Below are 20,970 nucleotides of genomic sequence, written 5' to 3'. Positions count from 1 at the left end.
CGCACCGACCACCACCAGAAGGGACCCCGACCCGTGTACGACCGCCCCGCCACCCCACGCCGCACCACCGGCTTCGGCGCCTGCGACGACTGCGGCCGCAGCGTCCTGTACGCCCTCACCACCGCCCACCGGAAGATCATCGCCATCGACCCGCCCGAAGACCCCGCCGGCAACCAGGCCGTCTCCGTGCGGGACACCGTCTACTGGACCCGCCAGCTCACCACCGAACGCCCACGCGCCGAAGAACGCGAGATCCTGCGCAAACCCCACTTCGCGAGCTGCCCCGTCGCCCGCGCCAAGGCCGCCGCCCGCCGACGCACCACCGGCCGCACCCGCATCGGCGTACGGCCCGTCCCGTGGCAGCGATGAGCCCCCGCACCGGCCGCAAGCCGGGCGCCACCCTCGAACAGATCGCCGAGCTCCTCCGCGACGGAGCCACCTACGAGCAGATCAAGCAGCAGCTCCACGTCAGCAGCAGGTCGATCAGGCAGGCCCGCGAGGCGCACGGGGTGCCCGTCCCGCCGCGCCCCGGGATCCGTGAACTCCCGCCCGAGCAGCAGCGCGCAGCCGTCACCGCCCGCTACCCCCGCATCGTCGCCATGCTCCAAGACGGCGCCACCGCCGCCGAGATCAAAGCCGCAGGAGCCGGCACCAACACCACCATCTACAAGGTCCGCGCCATCCTGGAGCTGCCTGGCGAGCGGCGCGCCCGGACCGTCGCCGAGGCCCTCGCCCTGCACGTCCAGCCCTACGGCGACGGACACGCCCGCTGGACCGGCCCCACCTCCCGCGCCGACGGCACCGGACAACCCCACCTCTGGGCACACAACCGCCGCTACAACCCCCGCGCCGAAACGTTCCGCGCCCACCACGGCCGCACCCCCCAGGGCCGGATCATGACCACCTGCACCGAACTCCGATGCCTCGCCGGCGCCCACCTCGCCGACCAGATCATCCGCGACGCCGACCGCATCTACACCGCGATCTTCGGAGCCGATGCCCCATGACCCCGCACCAGGTGTTCACCCTCGCCGCCCTCGGCGGAGCCCTCGGCATCCTCACCGTCATCGCCCTCGCAGCCCTCGCCTGCGCCGCCGGCATCCTCGGCAACAAGGCATTCGAACGTGCGACCGAATGGCGGCAGCGGCGGCACGACCGGCGCCAACTGCAGCGCGCCGTCCGCGCCGCCGAGGACACCCGCCGCGAGTTCGACGCGATCACCGCCCTGCCCACCCACGACCCCAGGGAACACCGATGACCACCGCATACGAGCCCGGCCGCCTCTGCCCCGTCGACCCCGGCCTCCTGGTCCTCATCGCCGCCGCGGTGCTCGGCATCGCGCTCTTCGCGGCCGCCGCCGTCCTCCTGCTTGCCGTCATCGACGCGGCCGCGCGCCGTATCCGCCGGCGCCTCACCCGCACCCGCCGCGCCCGCGACCACTACGCCGCCGCGATCGCCCGCGCCCGCCACGGCCACACCCGCACCCCCGAAGGACGGTGCGCCGACTGCCACGTCACCTGGCCCTGCCCCCTGCTCTGCAGGCTCGCCGGCCCGCCCTGCAGCCCCGACTGCGACGACCGCCACGCCCCCATACCCGACCCCGCACCCCCCAGACCCCACCTCGACGTCATGGCCGCCGCCGTCGAGGACTGGTGGCTCACCACAGACCCCCTCGAAGACCGCGCCACCGGACCCCACCTCGCCGCACACGTCGAGATGTACCTGCACAGCAGCGGCTACCACATCACCCCCAACCCCTGACCCCTGAAGGAGCGCGCCTCATGGCCACGTCCCCCGACCGCGACCTGCTCGCCGGCACCCACGGCAACGCCCGCCGCCTCGACGCCGACGCCTACCGCGACAGCCACCCCGCCGGCCTCGACACCTGGATCATCACCGGCCCCCGCTGGCACCCCGTCTGGTACCAGTACGCCCTCAGCGTCGTCACCCTCGCAGACCACCCCGAACTGCCCCCCGCCAACCGCCGGCACCCCGACGCCACCCACGAACTGACCGTCTTCGCCCTCAACCCCGAGGCCGGCCCCCTCGACGCCCGCCACCTCCCCGACGGACCCCTGCCCTTCCTCACCCCCGTCAACGTCGTCGAGCAGATCACCACCACCGACGCCCGCGCCCGCGAACTCGCCTTCCTGTGCGCCCGCGCCGTCGTCGACGGCCTCCTGTGGCCCGAAACCGGCGACGCCCCCGACCACGTCCGCGCCTTCTGGCGCTCCTCCATCCACAAGACCCTCGACCACGACCAGGACCCCCACCACGGCCAGGGCAACTAGCCACCGCCTCGCGCGCGCGCCTGCGTTCACGCGCGCGCAATCGCAGGCGCGCGCGAGACCCCGCCACCCCTACCCGCCAGTACACATGGCCCGAAACCCGGGCCGGAAAGAACGATCATGGACACGCCGCACTGCCACGACGGAGCCGACCCGTCCGGCAACCTGATATGCCCCGCCTGCGCCCAGCCGCGCACCGCCGGGCACTACCTCTGCCGCTCCTGCTGGTTCGCCCTCCCAGCCCCCGCACGGGCCGCCCTCAGCCGACGAGACCGCCACGCGCTCACCCGGCTGCGCCAGCTCATCGACCAGCTCGGCAAAGGACAGCCGCCCGCCGCGATCGAGGTGACCCCATGATCAAGGCCCGCCTCCACAACCGCACCGGCGCACCCGTGGTCCTGCTCGGCCTCTCAGGCGAGAACATCACCCGCCTCATGGCCGACGAGCCCATCAAGATCGACCTCGCCGAGCTCGGCATCCCCGGCCTGACCATCACCCTGATCGCGGGCCGCACCGAAGCCGACATCGCCGCCCGCCTGGAACGCCACTTCGGCCCGCTGCCCTTCACCTGCCCCCGCTGCCGCAAGACCTCCCACCACCCCGACGACAAGCGCTACGGCTACTGCGCCGCCTGCCACGCCTACACCGGAGCACCCACACCATGACGACCCACCAGGACCACACCGCCTGGATCAGCTCGACCATCGACCCCGCCACCCGCAAGGCCGCCTGCCTCCTCAGCTGGGGCACCGTGCAGGCGCTCCTCACCCCTGAGACCACCCTCGCCACCGCCCGGGACCTCACCGCCGCCGCGGCGGCCGCCGAAACGGACGTCGCCCTCATCCGCTCCCTGCGCGAGGACGTCCACGCTGACGACACCGTCGTCGGCGGCCTCCTGCAGGCCGTACGCTCCCGCCGCGCCATGCCGAGCTCCACCCGGCCCGCCCTGCGCATCCACGCCGTCGCCGGAGCCAAGACCGGCCGGCCCTACGTCCACATCGGCCGCGGCACCCTCAAGGCCGAGCTCACCCCCGACGCCGCCCGCGAGATGGCCGGCCACTGGACCGAAGCTGCAGTCGCCGCACAGATCGACGTCCGCCTGCGCTACGTCCTCGGCGAGCACCCCCACCTCACCCCCGACGACATCAACACCATCTTCGAGCGGCTGCAGAGCGTCCAACGATGACCGCGTGCACCGTCTGCCCCCGCACCGCGCCCGACGGACACCACCTGTGCCCGCTGTGCGCCGACGACATCCGCGGCTGGCTCGCCGAACTCCCACACCAGACCGAACTCCTGCAGGAGTTCCTCACCCCCAGCGCGGCCGCCCCCCAGGGCCGCACCGGCGGCACCGGCCGCGCCCACGCGCCCCTGCCCGTCGACCTCCGCGTGCTGGTCCTCCTCGGCCCCGGCCACCCCGGCCCCGTAGGCGACCCCGACGACGACACCGACACCACCGTCCCCATCCGCGCCCTCCTCGCCGGATGGGCCGGCCACATCGCCTACACCTACCCTGCCGTCCACCGCGACCCCCACGGCACCGCCCACACCCGACCCTGCGAGCACGCCCAGCCCGCCCGCGCCGACATCGCCGCCTGGTGCGCCTGGCTCACTGCCTACCTCCCCTACGCCCTCACCCTCCCCGCCGCCGCAGGCCTGCACCACCAGCTCGGCGACCTCCTCCACCGCATCCGAAGCCTCACCCACACCGAACCCCGCAGCCACCCCCGCGCCGCGCCCTGCCCCCAGTGCGACGAATTCGCCCTCGTCCGCACCGACGGCCGATGGCACATCCACTGCACCGACTGCGGCCACACCCTCACCCCCGACGCCTACGGCCAGCACGCCGCCGCCTTCCTGCACACCACCCAGACGGCCGCCGCCGAAGACGCATGCGTGTTCGAGCTGGACAAGATCGCTACCTAGCGTCACACTCATGCCAACGGCACACCTGTGCCCACCCCAGAATTCACCGCGCCGGACCTCGCGACCCGACGCCCACGCGACAGCCCCGAGCCACCCAGGCCCGGGGCTGACGCCATCACCAGGCGCAGGGGGGCGACGAAACCATCGACACCCCCCTGCGCTACACCACCGCCCAGGCCGCCGAACTCGCCACCACATGGCGACGCCTCCTCTCCGCCGGCGCAGCCGAGGTCACCCCCGCGACCATCCGCAAATGGGCCAGCCGCGGCCACCTCGCCTCCTGCGGCCTCGACGCCCACGGCCACCCCCTCTACGCCCACCCCGACCTCGCCCGCGCCGAGAAGAGAACCCGCGGCCGCGCACTGCGACTCGTCGGCATCAGCACCCACTGACCCCCGCTGCCCGGCGGCGGAGTAAACAGGCCGTCACCGCGGGCGCCCCAACGGCCGCGGGCGCGCAGCGCCCGGGCAGCGGGCCACACGTCACAGAACAGCCACGCAGCCGCCACGCGACGCATACGCCACGGCATGATGCCCCCAGCAACGCAACCGTCCTTGGGGGGACACATGAGCGACTACCGCGACATCCAGACCGCCGTACGCGTCGAGAAGCTGCGCATCTGGTTCGCCTGGCTCGCCGGCACCATCATCATCCTGATCATCGCCAGAGCCGTACGGAACATCGACATCGTCAACACCGTCGTCCAGATCCTCGGCGTGATCGCCTTCGCCCTACTCAGCGTCACCGCGGTACGCATGGTCAACGCCCTCAACCGCAAGGCCGCCGCCAAGCGCAGGGAAGTCCTCGGCGACGACATGTAGCCCTCGGAGAACCCGTGGCAGGCAACCCCCGCAACGGTCGCCCCTACCGCCGTCTCACGATCCTGCAGCGCGCCCTGGGGCTGCCCTGCTGGATCTGCGGCCGCGAGATCGACTACACCCTCACCGGCTACGCCGCGCAACGCAGCCGGTGGGCCTTCACCCTCGACCACGCCCTCCCGCTCACCCGCGGCGGTGACCTCCTCGACCCCGCCAACGCCCGCAGCGCGCACCGCCGCTGCAACAGCGCCCGCGGCAACCGCACCGTCCAGCCGCAGACCCGAGCCTCGAGGAGATGGTGATGTTGGAGTGAGTGAGCCTACTGAGGTGAGGGTGTGCTGTCGCTGGCCTCTGGCTTGCGACGCACCCGGGCCGTGCCCCGGATGCCACTGGGCGGGAACAGACCCCGGGTGCCGTACCTGTCAAGCGCGAGCGCGGGCGCGAGAACGTCACCTGCCGGGGGCGCCGAGACCATCCGAGGAAGTGGTGACCGTGAGCGACACAGAGCAGGACTACGGAGCGTGGCGCGCCGAGCAGCACCGCCGCGCCCAGGCCCACGCGTTCGGCTGGGCAGAGCGCGCCAACGGCGAGTACGGCCAGGCCATCCGGCACGAGGACGACGCCCGCGCCCGCCAGAACGCCGACAGCGCATGGCAGCGCGACCGCATGGCCGAGGAACGCCGGCGCGCCCAGTTCCACGGCGTACGGTCCACCGAGGCACTCAAGCTCGCCGAGATGTGGGCGCGCGTCGCACACGCCATGGCCGACGGCTACCTGCCCGAGCCCGTGTTCGCCGTCAGCGGCCAGCTGCTCGACGAGCGCGAGCCAGAACAGCCCCGCAGCCACGCCGACTGACACCACGGAGGCAGTGACCATGGCCGTACCGGCTCGTCCTCGCCCGTTCCTCGTTCGCCTTGCTGATGGCCGCGTCTGGGCCGCAGCCGAGTTCGGCCCAGGCGGCTTCGTCTGTGTCCACCACCCCGACGAGCTCAACGTGTGCACCATCGCGATCAGCCTCGATGGGCTGCTCGCTGACCGGAAGCCGGGCGACCTGCTCCACGGGGCGAGCGTCGAAGAGTACGGGTGACGCCCAGTGCTGTACGTCATCACCGGGCCGCCGGCCTCGGGGAAGAGTACGTGGATCCAGGCCCACGCCACAGCGCGTGACATCGTCATCGACCTGGACCGCATCGCCGCAGCGCTCACCGGCCCGGGTGCACCGCAGTGGAACCATGACCCGCTGGTCCAGCGCGTTGCTCAGCGTGCGCGGTTCGCTGCCATCGACGAGGCCGTCAAGCACGTCGACGACGTCGACGTCTACCTGATCCACACCATGCCCAGCCCCAAAGCGCGGGCCAGGTACCGCAACGCCGGCGCCCAGATCGTCACCGTGGATCCGGGCGAAGACGTCGTGCGTGAGCGCGTCGCGGCGATGCGGTCACCGGCCATGGACGCCGTGGTCACCCGCTGGTACCGGGACTACCGCAAGGGCGGCTCACGCCCCGTCACCGCCCAGACGTCACGGTCCTGGTGACCGGACAGCGCGGCAGGGCGGACGGGACGGGCAGCCCCGCCGGCGTGACCAACCTTCGATCGTGTCCGATTCGCCCGACTCGTCGAGGCGTCGGGCCGACGGGGGAGGGGGGCCGTGCGACCACGTGAATCGGGAGGCCGGGCGACCCAAAAGCCCTTGTCGCCCGTTTCTCTCCCCGCGGTGGTGGTCACTGATCCGCCGGCCTTCACTCCAGCGATTTAGTGACGTTCTGTAACTGTTTATCCGGTAACGCTCTGTTACTTATTATTTGTCACGTTCCGTCACTATGAGGGTGGTTACGGGGGGGTGATGTCCGATGGGTGACGCTCCGAAGCGCCGGCTGCGCCGCGGCGCGGTGGCCGCCGCCACCACAGCCCAGCTGGAGGCTCTCGGAGTCGACCCCGCCGCGCACGCGCTCGCCGCGGCCGCGCTGCGCCTGGCCGCCGAGGTCGACTCCGCGTCCGACTCCAAGGCGGCGGCGACCGCCGCGCGCGAGCTCCGCCAGGCCCTGGCCGTCGTCGTCGCGGCCGCTCCCCCGAAGGAGCGCGGCGACCGGGTCGACGAGATCGCCAAGCGGCGTGAGCGGCGGCTCTCCCCGCCGGCCGCGAAGGACGCCCGGTGATCGGCTGCCAGACCCCGCGGATCCTGTCCGTCCCCTGGCGGCGGCACGTCGAGACGGGACGCTGGGACGGCATCGAGGACCAGGAGGCGTTGGACTTCCGCTCGCCCGCCGGTCAGGAGTGCATCGACCTCGCCGAGGATGCAGGCCTGCACCTCGACCCGTGGCAGCAGCTCGGCCTGCACCACAGCCTTGTAGAGGACGACGAGGGCCGCTGGCTCTCCCTGGACGTCGTCCTGAACGTCGCCCGGCAGAACGGCAAGGGCGGGTTCCTCGAGGCGCGGCAGCTCGGGGAGGTCATCCTGTTCGGCGGGCGGCTGGTCATTCACACCGCCCACCAGTTCAACACCGCTCAGGAGTCGTTCCTGCGCCTGGACCAGGTCATTGAGGGCTCGTACAGCCTGAGCCGCCGTGTGAAGCGCGTACGCCGCTCCCATGGCGAGGAGGGGTTCGAGTTCTTCAACGGCGCGCGGATCCGGTTCCTGGCGCGCGGCGGTGACTCGGGGCGAGGGTTCTCCGGCGACCTGGTCCTCATGGATGAGGCGATGAAGCTGAGGGCGGCGCCGATCGGGGCCCTGATGCCCGTGCTGTCCGCCCGCCCGAATCCGCAGCTGGTGTATACCGGCAGCGCGGGCATGGGGGCTGAGAGCGAGCAGCTGGCGCTGCTGCGCGCCCGGGCCATGTCGGGGGCCGAGACGCCGGATGCGTCGCTGACGTACCTCGAGTACTCGATCGCGCCGCACGTGACGGAATGCCCGACGGACGCCGAGGGCCGCATCGTCTGCGAGCTGCACGACGATCGCGGCGAGGAGGACTCGTTCGCCCGGGCCAACCCGGCTTTGGGTATCCGCATCCGTACCGCCTACGTGCTGCAGGAGATGCGGAGCATGCGGCCGGACCTGTTCGACCGTGAGCGCCTGGGTGTGGGCGACTACCCGGAGGTGTCAGACGACACCTGGCAGGTCATCCCGAAGGACCGGTGGGAGGCTCTGGCGGATTCCTCGTCGAAGCCGGCGGACCCGGTGGGGTTCGCCATCGACACGAACCCGGAGCGGACGTGGACGGCGATTTCTGTGGCCGGGGCGTCGGGCGACGGCGTGCACGTCGAGGTCGTCGAGCACCGGCCCGGTACGGACTGGGTTGTTGACTGGGTCGTCGAGCGGGACACGAAGTGGACGCCCTGCGTGTGGGTGATCGACGAGGGCGGCCCGGCCGGCTCGCTGGTGCCCGCGCTGCGTAAGGCCCTGGCGTACGAGGACGACGAGGACCGCGAGGACCGCTCTGAGCTGGTCGTCTCCCCGAAGGTGCGTCAGCTGGCGCAGGCCTGCGGGCAGTTCTTCGACCGCGTCGGGAACGGCACGCTGCGCCACCTCGGCCAGGCGCCGCTGGCGGCCGCGCTCGCCGGCGCACGCAAACGCGAGCTTGGCGATGCGTGGGCATGGGCGCGCAAGAGCGACGGCGTGGACGTGAGCCCGCTGGTGACCGCGACCTACGCACTGTGGGGGTGGGAGATGTACCACGACGTCGAGCCGGAGGAGACAGAGCCGTGGGGCTTCTACGGATGACCCGGTGGTCGCGGCTGGCGCGGGTGCGGACGGGCTACTGGGCGGGCTGTGCGGGGTTCTCCGTGGGCGCGGGTGTGCAGTTCGGGGTGGGCCTGGGGCTGATGGCGGGCGGGGCCCTGGCGGCCGTCTCGTTCCTGCTCCTCGTCGACGTCGAGGAGGAAGGAGACGGCGATGGATGACCTGACGCTGCAGAAGATGCCGGGCGGCATTCGGGTCCTGCACGCGCCCCGGCTGACGTGCATCTCGCTGGAGGTGCTCGCCGCGGCCTGCGGCCATGAGATGCAGGTGCACGGGGACCGGATCACGATTGCGGACCAGGTCGTCTACCAGGTGACCGCCTGGCAGGCCTCCCCGCCCGCTCTGACCGTCGCGCTGCTCGAGGACCGGCGGCCGACGACCGAGGGGGAGCGTTGACGAGTCTGTGGCAGCACGCGCGGCGGCCCGCCACGCGCGACGACGAGTCATGGTCGGTGGACGGCAACGTCTACTACGGCACGGGCCGTCCCGTCGACGGCAAGGAACGGCCGCTCACCTACGACTTCGAGGCCAAGGTCCGGCACGCCTACAAGGCCAACGGGCCGGTCTTCGCGCTGATGATGGTGCGGCAGCTGCTGTTCAGCGAGGCGCGGTTTCAGTTCCGGCAGATGCGCAACGGCCGGCCCGGCGAGCTGTTCGGCACCCCGGCCCTGGCGCCGCTGGAGACGCCGTGGCCCGGCGGGACGACGGGGAACCTGCTGTCGCGGTGGATCCAGAACGCCGACCTCGAGGGCAACGGCTACGTCACCAACCGCAACCCCGGGCGGCTGAAGCTGCTGCGCCCGGACTGGGTGACGATCGTGACCGGGTCGCGTGAAGAGCCGGGACTGCCGAGTGAGGCGATCGACTCCGAGCTGCTCGGGTTCATGTACGACCCGCCCACCGGCAGCGAGCCGTGGTTCCTGCTGCCCGAGCAGGTGGGGCACTTCGCGCCGTACCCCGACCCCGAGTTCCAGTTCCGCGGCATGTCGTGGCTGACTCCGGTTGTCCGGGAGATCGTCGGGGACACCGCGGCGACCCGGCACAAACTCAAGTTCTTCGAGAACGGGGCCACCCCGCAGGTCATCGTGAGTTTCGATGCGAGCGTCACGGCCGACAAGGTCAAGAAGTTCGCGACGCTGATGAACTCCGAGCACGGCGGCGTCGATCGTGCCTACAAGACGCTCTACCTGGGCGGTGGGGCGGACGCCACGGTCGTCGGCAAGGACCTGCAGCAGCTCGACTTCAAAGCGACGCAGGGCGCCGGTGAGACGCGCCTCGCGGCTGCGGCGGGCGTCCCGTCGGTGATCGTCGGGTTCTCCGAGGGACTGGCCGGCTCGTCGCTGAACGCGGGCAACTACGCCAGCTCGAGGCGTCGCTTGGCGGACGCCACGATGCGGCCGCTGTGGCGGGAGGCCGCCGGATCGCTCGCCCCGCTCATCGATGTCCCCGCCGGCGCCGAACTCTGGTACGACGACCGCGACATCGCGTTCCTGCGTGAGGACCGCAAGGACGCGGCCGAGATCCAGGGACTGCAGTCCCGCACGATCCGCCAGCTCGTCGACGCCGGATACGAGCCCGCGAGCGTGGTTGCCGCGGTGGAGGCCGAGGACTACAGCCTGCTGCGGCACACCGGCCTCTACTCGGTCCAGCTGCAAAAGCCCGGCGGCGGCACCGCTGCCCCGACGACGAATCCGGAGGTGACCTGATGGACGACGCAGCGTTCCTGCGGTACTTCCCGCTCGAGGACATCCGTGTCCGCGCCGGCGGGGACGGCCGCACCGTCGAGGCGTACGCCGCGGTGTTCGACACCCCGGTGCAGATTCACGACCAGGACGGCGACTACGTCGAGCAGATCGACCGCCGCGCGTTCGACCGCACCCTGCAGCAGCTCGCCCCGGCCGGCTCCCGGTCGACGTGGCGGGTCGGGGTGTTCTACAACCACGGCCGCACCCTGTGGGGCACCCCGTCCGAGCGGGGCAGCATGCCGATCGGGACCCCGGTCGAGCTGAAGACGGACACGCGAGGCCTGCTGACGGTCACCCGGTACAACAAGACCGAGCTCGCCGATGAGGTGCTGGAGAACATCCGTGAGGGCGCCATCACCGGGCAGTCCTTCACGGGCCGGTTCACGCGCTCCGACCCGGGCCGTACGCCACGCGGCGGCTACCGGGCCGACCGTGACGGCAAGCTCAAGACGGTGCGCCGGCAGGAGATCGCGCTCAAGGAGTACGGGCCGACTCCGTTCCCCGCCTACCCGGACGCCGCGGTGATCGGCGTCCGCGCCGAGCAGATCATGCCGCTGCTCTGCGAGCTGTCCCGCGACGAGCGGGACCGGCTCGCTCACATGCTTCGGACCGGTACTCCGCTGGACCCGCCCGCCGAGGGCACTCCAGTGGACCCGCCGGCCGTCGGCGACCCCAACCCGGGGCCCGCCGCCGAGGACCCGCCCGCCGAAGGGCACTCCGCTCGGCAGAAGATCGCGTGGGCCAAGGTCCGCGCAGAGATCAAGGCCAGGAGGGCCGCGTGACCACCAAGAGGAAGAAGAAGAGCGACAAGCTCAAGGAGTCGCTCGAGGCGATCCGCTCCGAGCTCCTGGAGCTCGAGGAGGTCGAGGAGCCGACCGAGGAACAGGCCACCCGCGCCGGTGAGCTCCTGGTGGAGTTCGACACCGCGCAGGAGGCCTTCACCGAGCAGCTCGAGCACGAACGGCGTGTGGACGCCGTCCGCGCGGCGGCCACGGTCCCCGGCTCGCAGGAGCGGGACGGTGAGGGCCCGCAGTTCATGCGGTCGCGCGGCAACCCGTACGAGGAGCTCGACCGCGTGCGCGGCGCGAACCTCAACGAGCGGGCCACCCGCGGCGATCTGCGCAGCCGCGCCCTGTACGCGGTGGAGCTCGCTGCCGAGATGATCACCGAGGACCAGCAGGAGCGCGTCGAGCGCCTGGTGCGCGCCGACCGCCGCGGCCGCATCGCGCAGCACCTGCTGCTGACCGGGTCCGACGAGTACATGCGGGCGTTCGAGTCGCTGCTGGAGAACGCCGGCAACGCGGCGCTCCTCGACGAGGACGAGTACGCGGCGTACCGGCTGGCCGAGGCGCACCGGCGGGCGATGACCCTGACCGACGCGGCGGGCGGATTCCTGGTGCCGTTCACCCTCGACCCGACGATCATCCTCACGAACGCCGGATCGGCGAACCCGTTCCGGCAGGTGTCGACGATCAAGACGATCACGACCGACACGTGGAACGGTGTGTCGTCGGCGGGCGTTACGGCGTCGTGGCTGGCCGAAGCGGACGAGGTCACCGACAACTCGCCCACGTTCGCGCAGCCGTCCATCAAGCCGGAGAAGGCGTCGGCGTGGGTGCAGGGCTCGTTCGAGGTCCTGGCGGACTCGGGGTTCGGTGCGGAGGTCGGGCCGCTCCTGGCGGACGCGAAGGACCGCCTCGAGGCCGCCGCGTTCGCCACCGGCGACGGCAGCGGCAAGCCGAAGGGCGTCGTCACCGCGGTCGCCGCGGTGTCCGGGTCGGTCGTGCCGTCGGCGACCACAGACACGTACGCGGTCGCCGACGTGTACGCCGTCGAGCAGGCTCTGCCGCCCCGCCACCGGATCACGGGCACCCCGTCGTGGATGGCCGCCAAACCAATCATCAACAAGACCCGCCAGTTCGACACCGCCGGCGGTAGCTCGTTCTGGGCGAACCTGGGGATGGGCCAGCCCGAGCAGCTGCTCGGCGCGCCGATCTACGAGGCGTCCGCGATGGACGGCACGATCAACGCCGGCGCGGACAACTACACGCTGCTCCTCGGCGACTTCCGCAACTACTACATCGTGGACCGGGTCGGAATGACCATGGTCTACGAGCCGCTCGTCAAGGGCGCCAGCGGCCGACCGACGGGTGAGGCGGGCTGGTTCGCGTACTGGCGCGTCGGCGCGGACGTCGTCAACGCGGACGCCTTCCGGCTCCTGAACGTCACCTGATCTCATCCACCCCCGGGGCGCGGCCGGCGTACAGCGGGCCGCGCCCTCTTCGTGCCAGGAGCACTCGTGTATCGAGCGAAGGAAACGTTCTGGGCGCCGGGCAACCGGCGCATCGCCAAGGGCGATCTGGTCGCACCGGACGACGTGGTCGTGGAGGGCCGTGAGGAGCTCTTCGAGGCCGTCGTCATCCCCCAGGCCATGACGCCCGCCCAGGCCGCCGACGCCCGCAAGGCGTCCGTGCAGGACGCCGACGCCGCCTCGGGCGGCGATGACGGCGACAGCACCCCCGAACCGGCCCCGGACGGCGGGGACCCGCCGGCGGCCGCGCCGGCCGCGAAGAAGACCACGGCGAAGAAGACGACGGCGTCGCGTACGCCTGCAGGAGGTGACGGCAAGTGAAGCGCACCGTCTACAACCACGTCCGCGCCAAGGCGACGCTGGCCATCGTGCTGCGGACGGCGTCCGCGAACGGCACGGCCGTCGACCGGAAGCTTTCCGGGGCGTCCGGCACCAACGAGTGGTTCCAGTCGGCGACTCTGCTGGTCCATACCGGGGCCATCACCGACGGCACGCACGCCATCACCCTGGAAGTGTCGGACAACAACAGCGACTGGGACGACGCCGACGCGGGCGACCTGCAGGGCTCGCTGCCTTCCATCGGCTCCTCCGACGACGACAAGATCTATGAGATCGGCTACACCGGCACCGCCCGGTACCTGCGGGCGGTGACCACCGCGTCGGGCACCACCACCGGCGGCATCTACGGCGCGGCGATCCTGCTCGGCTTCCCCAACGTCGTTCCGCTCTCCCGCACGTGAGGGGGACGATGTGGCGCTGCTGACTCTGGCCGAGGCGAAAGCGCAGCTCAACCTGACCAGCGATGCGGACGACGCCGAGCTGCAGACGTACGTCGACGCGGTCACCGCGCCGATCGAGGAGTACATCGGGCCGGTGGAGCCGCGCGAGGTGGCCGAGCGGCACGACGCGGAATCCGGGCGCCGTGCCCTGGTGCTGCGCACGACCCCGGTCCTGTCGCTGACCTCGGTGGAGCCCCTCCTTGACGGCGGGGTCTCCTACCCGGTCGAGGGCCTGGTCCTGGACCCGGACACCGGGGAGGTCCGCCGCCGGGACCGGGGCTGGTTCCGCGGGCTGCTGCTGTTCACCATGCAGGCCGGGCGGGCCGACACGCCGACGACGGTCAACCTGGCGGCGCGGATGCTCGTACAGCACCTGTGGCGCACGCAGCGACCGGCCCGCGGCGGCGGGCTGGCCGGCGGCGGCGAGGACTACAGCGTCGGCCAGCCCATCCCGGGGTTCGGCTACGCCGTTCCCAACCGCGTGCTCGAGCTCCTCGCCCCGTACCGGCTTCCCCCAGGAGTGGCGTAGATGGGTTCCAGGATTCCCGAAGTGCTCGAGGCGCTGGTCGCGCTGGGCAGGTCCGAGGCCGGGGACGGCGGCGAGCTGGCGGGCGTGTCCATCGCGGACGGCCCGGAGGTCACCGACTCCGCCGCTCAGGACTGGCTCATCGTCGGCTTCGACGGCGACCCCACCGGCGACTTCGAGGCGGCCCAGTCCGTCGGCGGCTGGTCCGACCTCAGCAGCGGACGCGAAGAGGCGTTCCAGGTCACCGTGGCGGCCGTCGCGAACCGCGGCGACACGGACATCGTGGCCGCCCGCCGGCGCGCGTACGAGATCGCCGCGCGCGTCGAGGCGTGGCTGAGAGCGGATCCCGGCATCGGGCTCCGCTCCCTTGAGGCCGCCGTGGAGGCAACCCGGCTGGTGCAGGACCAGACCGAGGACGGGGCGCAGGCCCGGCTGTTGCTGACGGTGGCCGGCCGCGCATTCACGTAAGGAAGGGATGGATATGGCTGCACTGACGACAACCGTCGTGGGGCTGACCGGTGCGACGGTCACGTACGGGGCGGCGGCGGGCGGCGGGGACACCTGCCAGACCGGGGCGGGCGTGCTGCTGCTGGTGAAGAACGGCGATGCCGGCAGTCACACGGTGACGCTGGCGACGCCGGACACCGTGAACGGCCTGCCGATCGCCGACCGGGCGGTCGCCGTGGCGGCCGGCGCGGAGGTGGCGATCCCGGTCACGAACGACTACCGCAACAAGTCGACGGGCCGGGCCGCGATCACCTACGACGGCGTCACGTCGGTGACCGTGGCAGTTGTGCGGGTGCCGGTCTGATGAGCCGCGTGAGCATGACCCACCCGGACCTTCCCGGCCAGCCGATCGACGTCGACGAGGCGTCGGTGCCGGGGCACCGGGCGGCGGGCTGGCAGGTCGCCGAGGACCTGCAGAAACCGAAGGCCGTGGTCAAGCGCCGCCGGCCGACCCCGAAGGGAGATGAGAGCTGATGGCTACGCCGATCAACGCGTCGATCCGCTACTACCGGCGAGGCACCACGAAAGTTCTGTGGGTGCCGACGATCGCGAACACGTCCGCGCCGACCCGCGTAGAGCTGAACGCGGGCACGGCCCTCGAGGGGGAGACGGGCGCCATGGCGGGTTGGCAGACCACGTCTGCCACCGTGCCCACTCCGGCGCTCGGTTCGCGTTTCACTCCGGTCGTGGGCGGCGAGATCACCGCCGCCGACTCGTCGCTGACGTTCTGGGCGTCGAAGGACGGCGACGACGTGCGGACCCTCCTCAACCGCGAGGACACGGGGTTCATCGTGTGGATGGACGAGGGCGACGTCGAGGCGCAGACCATGGACATTTTCCCCGTCACGGTCACCTCGCAGGCCAAGGTCCGCGAGCTGGACCAGGCGGCGCAGATCATGGCGCAGTTCGCGATCACCAGCGAGCCGGCCGAGAACGTCGCGATCCCCGCGGCCTGACCATGACGGGCTCCGTACAGATCCTCGGCACGGGCCAGCTGGTGGAGCTGTCGCGCCGCCTGCGTACGGCGGGCGGGCCGCGACTGCGGCAGAACACCGCCCGCCGTATCAGGCGTGCAGCCGAGCCGCTGCACGCGGACCTGCAGAGCGCGATCCGCTCCGTGCAGCTGCCCGGCTCCGGCCGCAGGGGCCGGGGCGGGCCGTCGCCCACCACGCGTCCGCTGCGGGCGACTCTGGCGGGTGCTGTGCGCATCAGCGTTCGCTCGGGTGCGAGCCCGGGCGCGCGCGTGTGGGTGGACCGTTCACGGCTGCCTGCGGACCTGCGGAACATGCCGGGCGTCATCGACTCCGGCCGCATCCGGCACCCGGTGTTCGGCAACCGCCGGCGGTGGGCGACGCAGTGGGCACGGCCGACGGGCTGGTGGTCGAAGACCGTGCAGGCCGGCACTCCGCGCATGAGGGCCGAAGTCGAGCGGATTCTCGGCGATGTGCGCCGGGACCTTCAGTGAGGAGAGACAACGCATGATCATCACGTACACCCTGGACGACGGCACCCCCGAGCGCAGGACGACCGACGACCTGTCGGCGATCGAGGCGGCCGCCGTAGAGGAGGCCATGGGCGGCGTGCCGTGGCGGTTGATCGAGGACCGGCTGCGGGGACAGGACCCGACCGCGATGCGCGCCGTCCTGTGGGCGTTCCGCCGGCGTGAGGACCCGGGCCTGAAGTTCGCCGAGTTCGACGTGCCCGGGTGGCGGCGCCGTCTCACGGCGCGCATCGAGCGCGTCGAGATCGACGACGTCCTGAACACCCTCGTGACGGAGGCTCTCGCCAAGAACGAGGACAGCGCGATCGACGCGATGCTGCCGCACCTGCGCAAGCTCGCCCACGACCAGGCGGACGTGAACGCGGCGCTCGACGCGCTGGGAAAAGGCCACCTGGGGCGCGGCCGCCCGGACTCCGCGGACTGATCCTCGAGTACGAGCCCCTGCTGATGTTCTACCTGCACATGCAGCCCTCCGAGATCGACCGGCTGACGGTCGACCGGTTCCTGCGCCATGTCGCGTGGATCGACCGGCACATCGCCACGAGGTGAGGAGGACCGGTGTCCGAGCGTCTCACTTTCACGCTCACCGGCCGCGACGAGCTGAGCCGGGTACTGAACAACACCGCGGACTCATCCGATCGGCTGCGGCTGCGGATGGCCGGCATCACCGCGGACGCCGATGGCCGGCTGCGCGACCTGCAGGGAAACCTGCTGACGACCGACGACGCCGCCCGCCGGCTGGACCGTACGGCCGCCGGGACCCGGACGTCGTTCACGAGCTTGTCGGAGGCGTCCGACAAGCTCGGCGAGAAACTCAAGGCCAACCTGATCAGCCTGGCCCCTGCGGCGATCCCCGTGACAGCCGCTCTCGCGGGGTCGGCCGTGCAACTGGCGGGCCAGCTCGGCGCGGTGGCCGTGGCCGCGGCCGCCTACGGTCTGGCGCTCAAGCCGCAGATCGCCGCGATCGGTGACGCGGTCAAAGCCCAGGACGCCTACGAGGAGGCGGTGCGCACCTCGGGCGCGACCTCGCAGGAGGCCGTCGAGGCGCAGGTCGCGTATCAGCAGCAGCTCGAGAAGATGCCGCCCGCCACGCGTGAGGCGGCGGTCGCGGTGGGGCTGCTGCGCGACAACTTCCAGGACTGGTCCGACAGCCTTTCAGGCGACGTGATGGGCCCGTTCAACAAGGGCGTCGCCATTGCCAACGACCTACTGCCCAAAACAACGGGGCTGGCCAAGAGCGCATCGACGCAGGTCGACCGGCTCGTCACCATGGTCGGCGGCGCGATCTCCACCCCGGGGTTCGACAAGCTGAACAGCCGGTTCACCGACTTCGCCGACAAGACGATGGACCACGCGGTCGATGAGCTGAACATCTTCCTGGCCAAGCTCGACGCCGGCGAGATCGGCGGCGACTTCAAGGAGTTCCTCGACTTCGCGCACGCCAACGGGCCCGCCGTGTGGGAGACCCTGCACAACATCGGCGACGCCCTGCTGAACGTGCTGCAGGCCGGCTCCGACGTCGGGGTCGGCATGCTCGACGTCATCAACGTGCTGTCCGGGGTCGTGTCCGCGGTTCCGCCCGAGGCGATCGCGACCCTGCTGCAGCTGGCCATCGCGATCAAGGCCGTGCGCCTGGCCGCAGTCGGCACGGACGCGGCCAGGGCCGCACTCCTCGCGCTGGGCGTGCAGGTGGGGGCGATGCGCGCGGCGGCCGCCGGCGCACCCGGCGCCATCGGCGGCGTCACCGCGGCGATCGGCGGCCTGTCGCGCGGAGCGAAAATCGCGATGGCCGGGACCGGCCTCGGGCTGCTGCTCCTCACCCTCTCGGAGCTGTCGTCAAGCAGTCAGCGGCCGAAGCCGGACGTCGACAAACTGGCGACGTCGATCACGGAACTCGGCAGGTCCGGCACAGTAGGCGGCGAGGCGCTGCGCGCGTACGGCGCCGACCTCAGCGGCCTGTCCGACAGCCTGCAAAAAGTCGTCGACCCGCAGGGAATCGACCGCGTCCAGCAGGCGATCGTGTCGTTCTTCGGCACGGACTCGACGCCGGTGAAGAACGCCAAGGACGACATCGACGCGCTCGACCAGTCCCTCGCCAGTCTCGTGTCCAGCGGAAAAGCCGACCTCGCGGCCGCGGGTCTCGACGCGACCATCAAGAAGATGGGGCTCACCAGCAAGCAGGCCGCCGAGCTCCGCGGGGAGCTTGACGGCTACTCGGACTCTCTGGCCGGGCAGGCCCTCGAGCAGCAGATGGCCGCCGAGTCCATGGGTCTGTTCGGCGAGCAGGCGCAGACGGTGCAGGGCCAGCTCGAGGCGCAGAAGCAATCCGCCGACGGGCTGAGGCAGAGCATCCAGGCGCTGAACGAGGTCAACCGCAGCGCGCTCGGCGGGATGATCGGGTTCGAGGCGGCCATCGACGCGGCGAGCAAGGCCGCGTCGGAGAACGCCGGGGTTCTCGACATGCAGGGCGGCAAGCTCGTCCTGAACAGCGAGAAGCAGCGCAACGCCGCGTCTGCCCTCAACGACCTGGCGGCGAAGACCGATGCGGCCACGGCGGCCGCGGTCGAGTCCGGCACGTCCTGGTCGGAGGTGTCCGGCATCTACGACCGCGGGCGGGCGGCGTTCATCAAGAGCGCCGAGACGATGGGTTTGACCCGGGCTGAGGCCAAGAAGCTGGCCGATCAGATCATGGGCACTCCGCCGAGTAAGACCACGTACCTCAAGGGCGACCTCCAGGACCTTGAGCGCAAGCTCGCAGACGCGAAGAAGGGCCTCAAGTCGGTGCCGGCGTCCAAGCGCTCCGCGCTCATGGCGACCATCTCTGATCTGGAGGGCAAGGTGGCGGCGGCCAAGGCGCAGCTGGCCAGCGTCAAGGACAGGTCGGTGACCATCACCGCCCACTACCGGTCCGACGGCGCATCCTTCCTGGGGGCGTCCGGCCGGTACGCGGACGGCGGACTGATCCGGCGCGCTGCGGGCGGCCCCATCCCCGGCTTCCCTGGGGGCGGTCCCGTCGTCGGCCCGGGGACGTCGACATCGGACTCTGTCCTGCTGTGGGGCTCCACCGGCGAGTACATGGTGAAGGCACAGTCCGTGCGCAAGTACGGGCTGGCGTACATGGACGCCCTCAACCGAGGTGAGCTGCCGGTAGGCCGCTCCGCACCCCAGGCGGGCAGGGCTGCAGCGCCCGCGTCGGCGGGTGCTTCCCCGCAGCAAGGCGCGCAGGGCGGCGAGTTCACCGGCACGCTGGTCCTCGACACCGGCCAGTTCCTCGGCGCCGTACGCGGCACCGTGCAGCCGATGGTCCGTGAGGCACAGAGCGAGTCCGCATACCGGGCGAAGGTGGGGAGGCGGGCAGGGTGACGATCTCCTACAGTGCCGTCGGTGCGGCGGCCAGCCACGCGGACACCATCACACCGGCCCTGCCCGCGGGGGCGGCGGCCGGGCAACTCGCGGTGCTGGTAGTGGTGTCCGGGCACACCGACGGCAGCACCCCGTCCACCCCGTCGGGCTGGACGAACGCGGGGTCGCTGTCCGGTGGTGGCGGCACGTTCGGTGCCGGCACCGGGCCGCGCAGGGTGACGTTCTTCGTGCGCGAGCTGGTGGGCGGCGATGCGGCGCCGACCACGGCGATTCCGTCCGGCAGCGCCGGCTCGCACATCGCGGGCCGCATCATCAGCCTGTCCCGCAGCGCCGGAACGGGCTGGCGGTGGGGCGCGGCGGCAGGTGAGGACACGTCATCCGGCACCGGGTTCTCGGCCGTGTCCAGCACCTCCCTGACGTGGGCGGCCGGTGACGTCGCGGTGCTGGGCTACGGCCTGGCCTCCTCGTCGGCGTCCGTGTCGGCGGAGGCCATCGCCGCGACGGGTATCACCTACGGCACGGTCACCGAACGCGTCGACGACTCGATCGCCACCGGGCACACCGCCCGCCTGGCCGTCGCCACAGGCAGCGTGTCGTCCGGGTCTGGCACGCAGGCCGCCACCGTGTCGGCGACGCTCGCCGCCGCGTCCATCGGCGTCGGCGGGGTGCTGCGCGTCCGGGAGGCCAGCGCCGCCCTGGCGGTGTCCGCGCAGACCGTGTTCCCGCCCCGCAACCTGCTGTCGCTGACGGGCATGCTCGCCGAGGACATCACGACCGTGAGCCTGTCCCGGCGGGTGTCCGGCGCCCTCACCGCGGTGCGGGCCTCAACGGACGTCGACGTGACCGGTCAGAACGCCCTGGTCCGAGTGGACGCCGAGCAGCCGTTCGGCGTGGCCGTCGACTACCAGGCGGTCCTCACCGACATCAACGGCGTGCAGTGGTCCGTCACCTCCGCGCAGATCACCTCGACCGTCAGCAGTGACGTGATCTCCGATGCCGTACGGGGCATCGGCGCGGCCGTCATCATCCAGTCGTGGCCCAGCAAAAAGAGGGACCGCGGCGCCAGCGTGTACACCGTCGGCGGCCGCATCGTCGTCGTGTCCCGTCCGCGCTCCGGCGCCCAGGCCACGATCACCGTTCGGACGATGACCACGGCGGACGGCGACGCCCTGCAGTCCGTACTCGACAGCCTGACCGAGGGCGTGCTGCTGATCCGCAAGCAGACCACGATGGAGGGCGTCGACAACCACCTCGCCGTCGTGGCCGACACCGAGGACCGCCGCTGGTTCGACGAGATGCGCTACTGGCAGCTGGAGGCGTACGAGACGGAGCCCTGGCCCGACGCCCTCGAGGCCGCCGGTTTCACCCTCCAGGACATCGCCGACAACTTCACCAGCCTCCAGGACCTGGCCGACGCTTTCACGCCCGGCACCCTCCTGGACATCGCGACGTTCGACTTCGGAGCCTGAC

32 protein-coding genes are annotated in these 20,970 nt (G+C 71.6%); all 32 read left to right on the top strand.

Translation table 11 applies throughout. The features are described from left to right. Nucleotides 1-33: 33 nt before the first annotated feature. The 32 genes from QA802_RS30830 to QA802_RS30675 all read left to right on the top strand — a co-directional run bounded on the left by QA802_RS30830 (nt 34) and on the right by QA802_RS30675 (nt 20,969). Complete coding sequence (locus tag QA802_RS30830; protein WP_334529410.1) at nt 34-369, top strand: hypothetical protein; 336 nt, start codon at nt 34-36, stop codon at nt 367-369. Next, nucleotides 366-1,007, top strand: a complete 642-nt coding sequence (locus QA802_RS30825) for a hypothetical protein (RefSeq protein ID WP_334529407.1) — start codon at nt 366-368, stop codon at nt 1,005-1,007. The genes QA802_RS30830 and QA802_RS30825 overlap by 4 nt, the downstream gene beginning before the upstream one ends. Further along, complete coding sequence (locus QA802_RS30820; protein ID WP_334529405.1) at nt 1,004-1,258, top strand: hypothetical protein; 255 nt, start codon at nt 1,004-1,006, stop codon at nt 1,256-1,258. Before QA802_RS30825 ends, QA802_RS30820 begins: the two co-directional genes overlap by 4 nt. Continuing rightward, nucleotides 1,255-1,761: a hypothetical protein gene (locus QA802_RS30815; protein WP_334529402.1), complete on the top strand. Its 507-nt coding sequence runs from the start codon at nt 1,255-1,257 to the stop codon at nt 1,759-1,761. The genes QA802_RS30820 and QA802_RS30815 overlap by 4 nt, the downstream gene beginning before the upstream one ends. A gap of 20 nt (nt 1,762-1,781) precedes the next feature. Continuing rightward, entirely contained in the window at nt 1,782-2,291 is a 510-nt protein-coding gene (locus tag QA802_RS30810) for a hypothetical protein (protein WP_334529399.1), read from the top strand. 117 nt (nt 2,292-2,408) lie between these two features. Further along, entirely contained in the window at nt 2,409-2,645 is a 237-nt protein-coding gene (locus tag QA802_RS30805; RefSeq protein WP_334529396.1) for a hypothetical protein, read from the top strand. Next, the gene (locus QA802_RS30800) at nt 2,642-2,953 is read left to right on the top strand and encodes a hypothetical protein (RefSeq protein WP_334529393.1); all 312 of its coding nucleotides are present in this window, start codon (nt 2,642-2,644) and stop codon (nt 2,951-2,953) included. The genes QA802_RS30805 and QA802_RS30800 overlap by 4 nt, the downstream gene beginning before the upstream one ends. After that, nucleotides 2,950-3,474 carry a hypothetical protein gene (locus QA802_RS30795; RefSeq protein WP_334529390.1) on the top strand — a complete coding sequence of 175 codons (525 nt, stop codon included), beginning with the start codon at nt 2,950-2,952 and terminating at the stop codon, nt 3,472-3,474. Before QA802_RS30800 ends, QA802_RS30795 begins: the two co-directional genes overlap by 4 nt. Beyond that, complete coding sequence (locus tag QA802_RS30790; RefSeq protein ID WP_334529387.1) at nt 3,471-4,214, top strand: hypothetical protein; 744 nt, start codon at nt 3,471-3,473, stop codon at nt 4,212-4,214. Before QA802_RS30795 ends, QA802_RS30790 begins: the two co-directional genes overlap by 4 nt. A 566-nt stretch (nt 4,215-4,780) precedes the next feature. Beyond that, on the top strand, nt 4,781-5,035 hold the full coding sequence (locus tag QA802_RS30785; RefSeq protein ID WP_334529385.1) for a hypothetical protein: 255 nt from the start codon (nt 4,781-4,783) through the stop codon (nt 5,033-5,035). Between the two features lie 14 nt (nt 5,036-5,049). Beyond that, a complete protein-coding gene (locus QA802_RS30780; protein WP_334529382.1) occupies nt 5,050-5,334 on the top strand; it encodes an HNH endonuclease in 285 nt (94 codons plus the stop codon). Between the two features lie 190 nt (nt 5,335-5,524). Further along, nucleotides 5,525-5,887 (top strand): hypothetical protein, encoded by a 363-nt coding sequence (locus QA802_RS30775; RefSeq protein WP_334529379.1) that lies wholly within the window; start codon nt 5,525-5,527, stop codon nt 5,885-5,887. Between the two features lie 13 nt (nt 5,888-5,900). Further along, nucleotides 5,901-6,119, top strand: a complete 219-nt coding sequence (locus QA802_RS30770; protein WP_334529376.1) for a hypothetical protein — start codon at nt 5,901-5,903, stop codon at nt 6,117-6,119. Between the two features lie 6 nt (nt 6,120-6,125). After that, nucleotides 6,126-6,566, top strand: coding sequence for an AAA family ATPase (locus QA802_RS30765; RefSeq protein ID WP_334529373.1), 441 nt, complete (start codon nt 6,126-6,128; stop codon nt 6,564-6,566). A 316-nt stretch (nt 6,567-6,882) separates the two neighbouring features. Next, the gene (locus tag QA802_RS30760; protein WP_334529370.1) at nt 6,883-7,188 is read left to right on the top strand and encodes a hypothetical protein; all 306 of its coding nucleotides are present in this window, start codon (nt 6,883-6,885) and stop codon (nt 7,186-7,188) included. Next, nucleotides 7,185-8,750 carry a terminase large subunit domain-containing protein gene (locus QA802_RS30755; protein ID WP_334529367.1) on the top strand — a complete coding sequence of 522 codons (1,566 nt, stop codon included), beginning with the start codon at nt 7,185-7,187 and terminating at the stop codon, nt 8,748-8,750. The genes QA802_RS30760 and QA802_RS30755 overlap by 4 nt, the downstream gene beginning before the upstream one ends. Continuing rightward, the gene (locus QA802_RS30750; RefSeq protein ID WP_334529364.1) at nt 8,732-8,929 is read left to right on the top strand and encodes a hypothetical protein; all 198 of its coding nucleotides are present in this window, start codon (nt 8,732-8,734) and stop codon (nt 8,927-8,929) included. Before QA802_RS30755 ends, QA802_RS30750 begins: the two co-directional genes overlap by 19 nt. After that, a complete protein-coding gene (locus QA802_RS30745) occupies nt 8,922-9,164 on the top strand; it encodes a hypothetical protein (protein WP_334529362.1) in 243 nt (80 codons plus the stop codon). The genes QA802_RS30750 and QA802_RS30745 overlap by 8 nt, the downstream gene beginning before the upstream one ends. Continuing rightward, entirely contained in the window at nt 9,161-10,474 is a 1,314-nt protein-coding gene (locus QA802_RS30740) for a phage portal protein (RefSeq protein WP_334529359.1), read from the top strand. The genes QA802_RS30745 and QA802_RS30740 overlap by 4 nt, the downstream gene beginning before the upstream one ends. Continuing rightward, nucleotides 10,474-11,295, top strand: a complete 822-nt coding sequence (locus tag QA802_RS30735; protein WP_334529356.1) for an HK97 family phage prohead protease — start codon at nt 10,474-10,476, stop codon at nt 11,293-11,295. Before QA802_RS30740 ends, QA802_RS30735 begins: the two co-directional genes overlap by 1 nt. After that, nucleotides 11,292-12,746, top strand: a complete 1,455-nt coding sequence (locus QA802_RS30730; protein WP_334529353.1) for a phage major capsid protein — start codon at nt 11,292-11,294, stop codon at nt 12,744-12,746. Before QA802_RS30735 ends, QA802_RS30730 begins: the two co-directional genes overlap by 4 nt. Before the next feature lie 66 nt (nt 12,747-12,812). After that, entirely contained in the window at nt 12,813-13,145 is a 333-nt protein-coding gene (locus QA802_RS30725) for a hypothetical protein (protein WP_334529350.1), read from the top strand. Next, entirely contained in the window at nt 13,142-13,564 is a 423-nt protein-coding gene (locus QA802_RS30720) for a hypothetical protein (protein ID WP_334529347.1), read from the top strand. Before QA802_RS30725 ends, QA802_RS30720 begins: the two co-directional genes overlap by 4 nt. A gap of 10 nt (nt 13,565-13,574) precedes the next feature. Next, nucleotides 13,575-14,132, top strand: coding sequence for a head-tail connector protein (locus tag QA802_RS30715; RefSeq protein ID WP_334529344.1), 558 nt, complete (start codon nt 13,575-13,577; stop codon nt 14,130-14,132). Then, a complete protein-coding gene (locus QA802_RS30710; protein WP_334529341.1) occupies nt 14,133-14,597 on the top strand; it encodes a hypothetical protein in 465 nt (154 codons plus the stop codon). It abuts the gene before it with no gap. A gap of 13 nt (nt 14,598-14,610) precedes the next feature. Next, nucleotides 14,611-14,940, top strand: a complete 330-nt coding sequence (locus tag QA802_RS30705) for a hypothetical protein (protein ID WP_334529338.1) — start codon at nt 14,611-14,613, stop codon at nt 14,938-14,940. An 8-nt stretch (nt 14,941-14,948) separates the two neighbouring features. After that, complete coding sequence (locus tag QA802_RS30700; RefSeq protein WP_334529335.1) at nt 14,949-15,110, top strand: hypothetical protein; 162 nt, start codon at nt 14,949-14,951, stop codon at nt 15,108-15,110. Then, nucleotides 15,110-15,592, top strand: coding sequence for a phage tail tube protein (locus QA802_RS30695; RefSeq protein WP_334529332.1), 483 nt, complete (start codon nt 15,110-15,112; stop codon nt 15,590-15,592). Before QA802_RS30700 ends, QA802_RS30695 begins: the two co-directional genes overlap by 1 nt. Nucleotides 15,593-15,594: 2 nt before the next feature. Continuing rightward, on the top strand, nt 15,595-16,101 hold the full coding sequence (locus QA802_RS30690; RefSeq protein ID WP_334529329.1) for a hypothetical protein: 507 nt from the start codon (nt 15,595-15,597) through the stop codon (nt 16,099-16,101). 13 nt (nt 16,102-16,114) lie between these two features. Beyond that, nucleotides 16,115-16,561 (top strand): hypothetical protein, encoded by a 447-nt coding sequence (locus QA802_RS30685; protein WP_334529327.1) that lies wholly within the window; start codon nt 16,115-16,117, stop codon nt 16,559-16,561. Between the two features lie 134 nt (nt 16,562-16,695). Then, nucleotides 16,696-19,500: a hypothetical protein gene (locus QA802_RS30680; protein WP_334529324.1), complete on the top strand. Its 2,805-nt coding sequence runs from the start codon at nt 16,696-16,698 to the stop codon at nt 19,498-19,500. Further along, the gene (locus tag QA802_RS30675) at nt 19,497-20,969 is read left to right on the top strand and encodes a hypothetical protein (protein WP_334529321.1); all 1,473 of its coding nucleotides are present in this window, start codon (nt 19,497-19,499) and stop codon (nt 20,967-20,969) included. Before QA802_RS30680 ends, QA802_RS30675 begins: the two co-directional genes overlap by 4 nt. Nucleotide 20,970 lies beyond the last annotated feature (1 nt).

The sequence above is a fragment of the Streptomyces sp. B21-105 genome, assembly GCF_036898465.1.
In the GTDB taxonomy this organism is placed as follows: Bacteria; Actinomycetota; Actinomycetes; order Streptomycetales; family Streptomycetaceae; genus Streptomyces.
This window is presented reverse-complemented; position numbering and strand designations above follow the sequence as displayed.

Bases quoted from the DNA above. Each gene is read 5' to 3' on its own strand.
- QA802_RS30825 (WP_334529407.1), top strand. From the start codon at position 366: ATGAGCCCCCGCACCGGCCGCAAGCCGGGCGCCACCCTCGAACAGATC.
- QA802_RS30820 (WP_334529405.1), top strand. From the start codon at position 1,004: ATGACCCCGCACCAGGTGTTCACCCTCGCCGCCCTCGGCGGAGCCCTC.
- QA802_RS30815 (WP_334529402.1), top strand. From the start codon at position 1,255: ATGACCACCGCATACGAGCCCGGCCGCCTCTGCCCCGTCGACCCCGGC.
- QA802_RS30810 (WP_334529399.1), top strand. From the start codon at position 1,782: ATGGCCACGTCCCCCGACCGCGACCTGCTCGCCGGCACCCACGGCAAC.
- QA802_RS30805 (WP_334529396.1), top strand. From the start codon at position 2,409: ATGGACACGCCGCACTGCCACGACGGAGCCGACCCGTCCGGCAACCTG.
- QA802_RS30800 (WP_334529393.1), top strand. From the start codon at position 2,642: ATGATCAAGGCCCGCCTCCACAACCGCACCGGCGCACCCGTGGTCCTG.
- QA802_RS30795 (WP_334529390.1), top strand. From the start codon at position 2,950: ATGACGACCCACCAGGACCACACCGCCTGGATCAGCTCGACCATCGAC.
- QA802_RS30790 (WP_334529387.1), top strand. From the start codon at position 3,471: ATGACCGCGTGCACCGTCTGCCCCCGCACCGCGCCCGACGGACACCAC.
- QA802_RS30785 (WP_334529385.1), top strand. From the start codon at position 4,781: ATGAGCGACTACCGCGACATCCAGACCGCCGTACGCGTCGAGAAGCTG.
- QA802_RS30760 (WP_334529370.1), top strand. From the start codon at position 6,883: ATGGGTGACGCTCCGAAGCGCCGGCTGCGCCGCGGCGCGGTGGCCGCC.
- QA802_RS30745 (WP_334529362.1), top strand. From the start codon at position 8,922: ATGGATGACCTGACGCTGCAGAAGATGCCGGGCGGCATTCGGGTCCTG.
- QA802_RS30735 (WP_334529356.1), top strand. From the start codon at position 10,474: ATGGACGACGCAGCGTTCCTGCGGTACTTCCCGCTCGAGGACATCCGT.
- QA802_RS30710 (WP_334529341.1), top strand. From the start codon at position 14,133: ATGGGTTCCAGGATTCCCGAAGTGCTCGAGGCGCTGGTCGCGCTGGGC.
- QA802_RS30705 (WP_334529338.1), top strand. From the start codon at position 14,611: ATGGCTGCACTGACGACAACCGTCGTGGGGCTGACCGGTGCGACGGTC.
- QA802_RS30695 (WP_334529332.1), top strand. From the start codon at position 15,110: ATGGCTACGCCGATCAACGCGTCGATCCGCTACTACCGGCGAGGCACC.
- QA802_RS30690 (WP_334529329.1), top strand. From the start codon at position 15,595: ATGACGGGCTCCGTACAGATCCTCGGCACGGGCCAGCTGGTGGAGCTG.
- QA802_RS30685 (WP_334529327.1), top strand. From the start codon at position 16,115: ATGATCATCACGTACACCCTGGACGACGGCACCCCCGAGCGCAGGACG.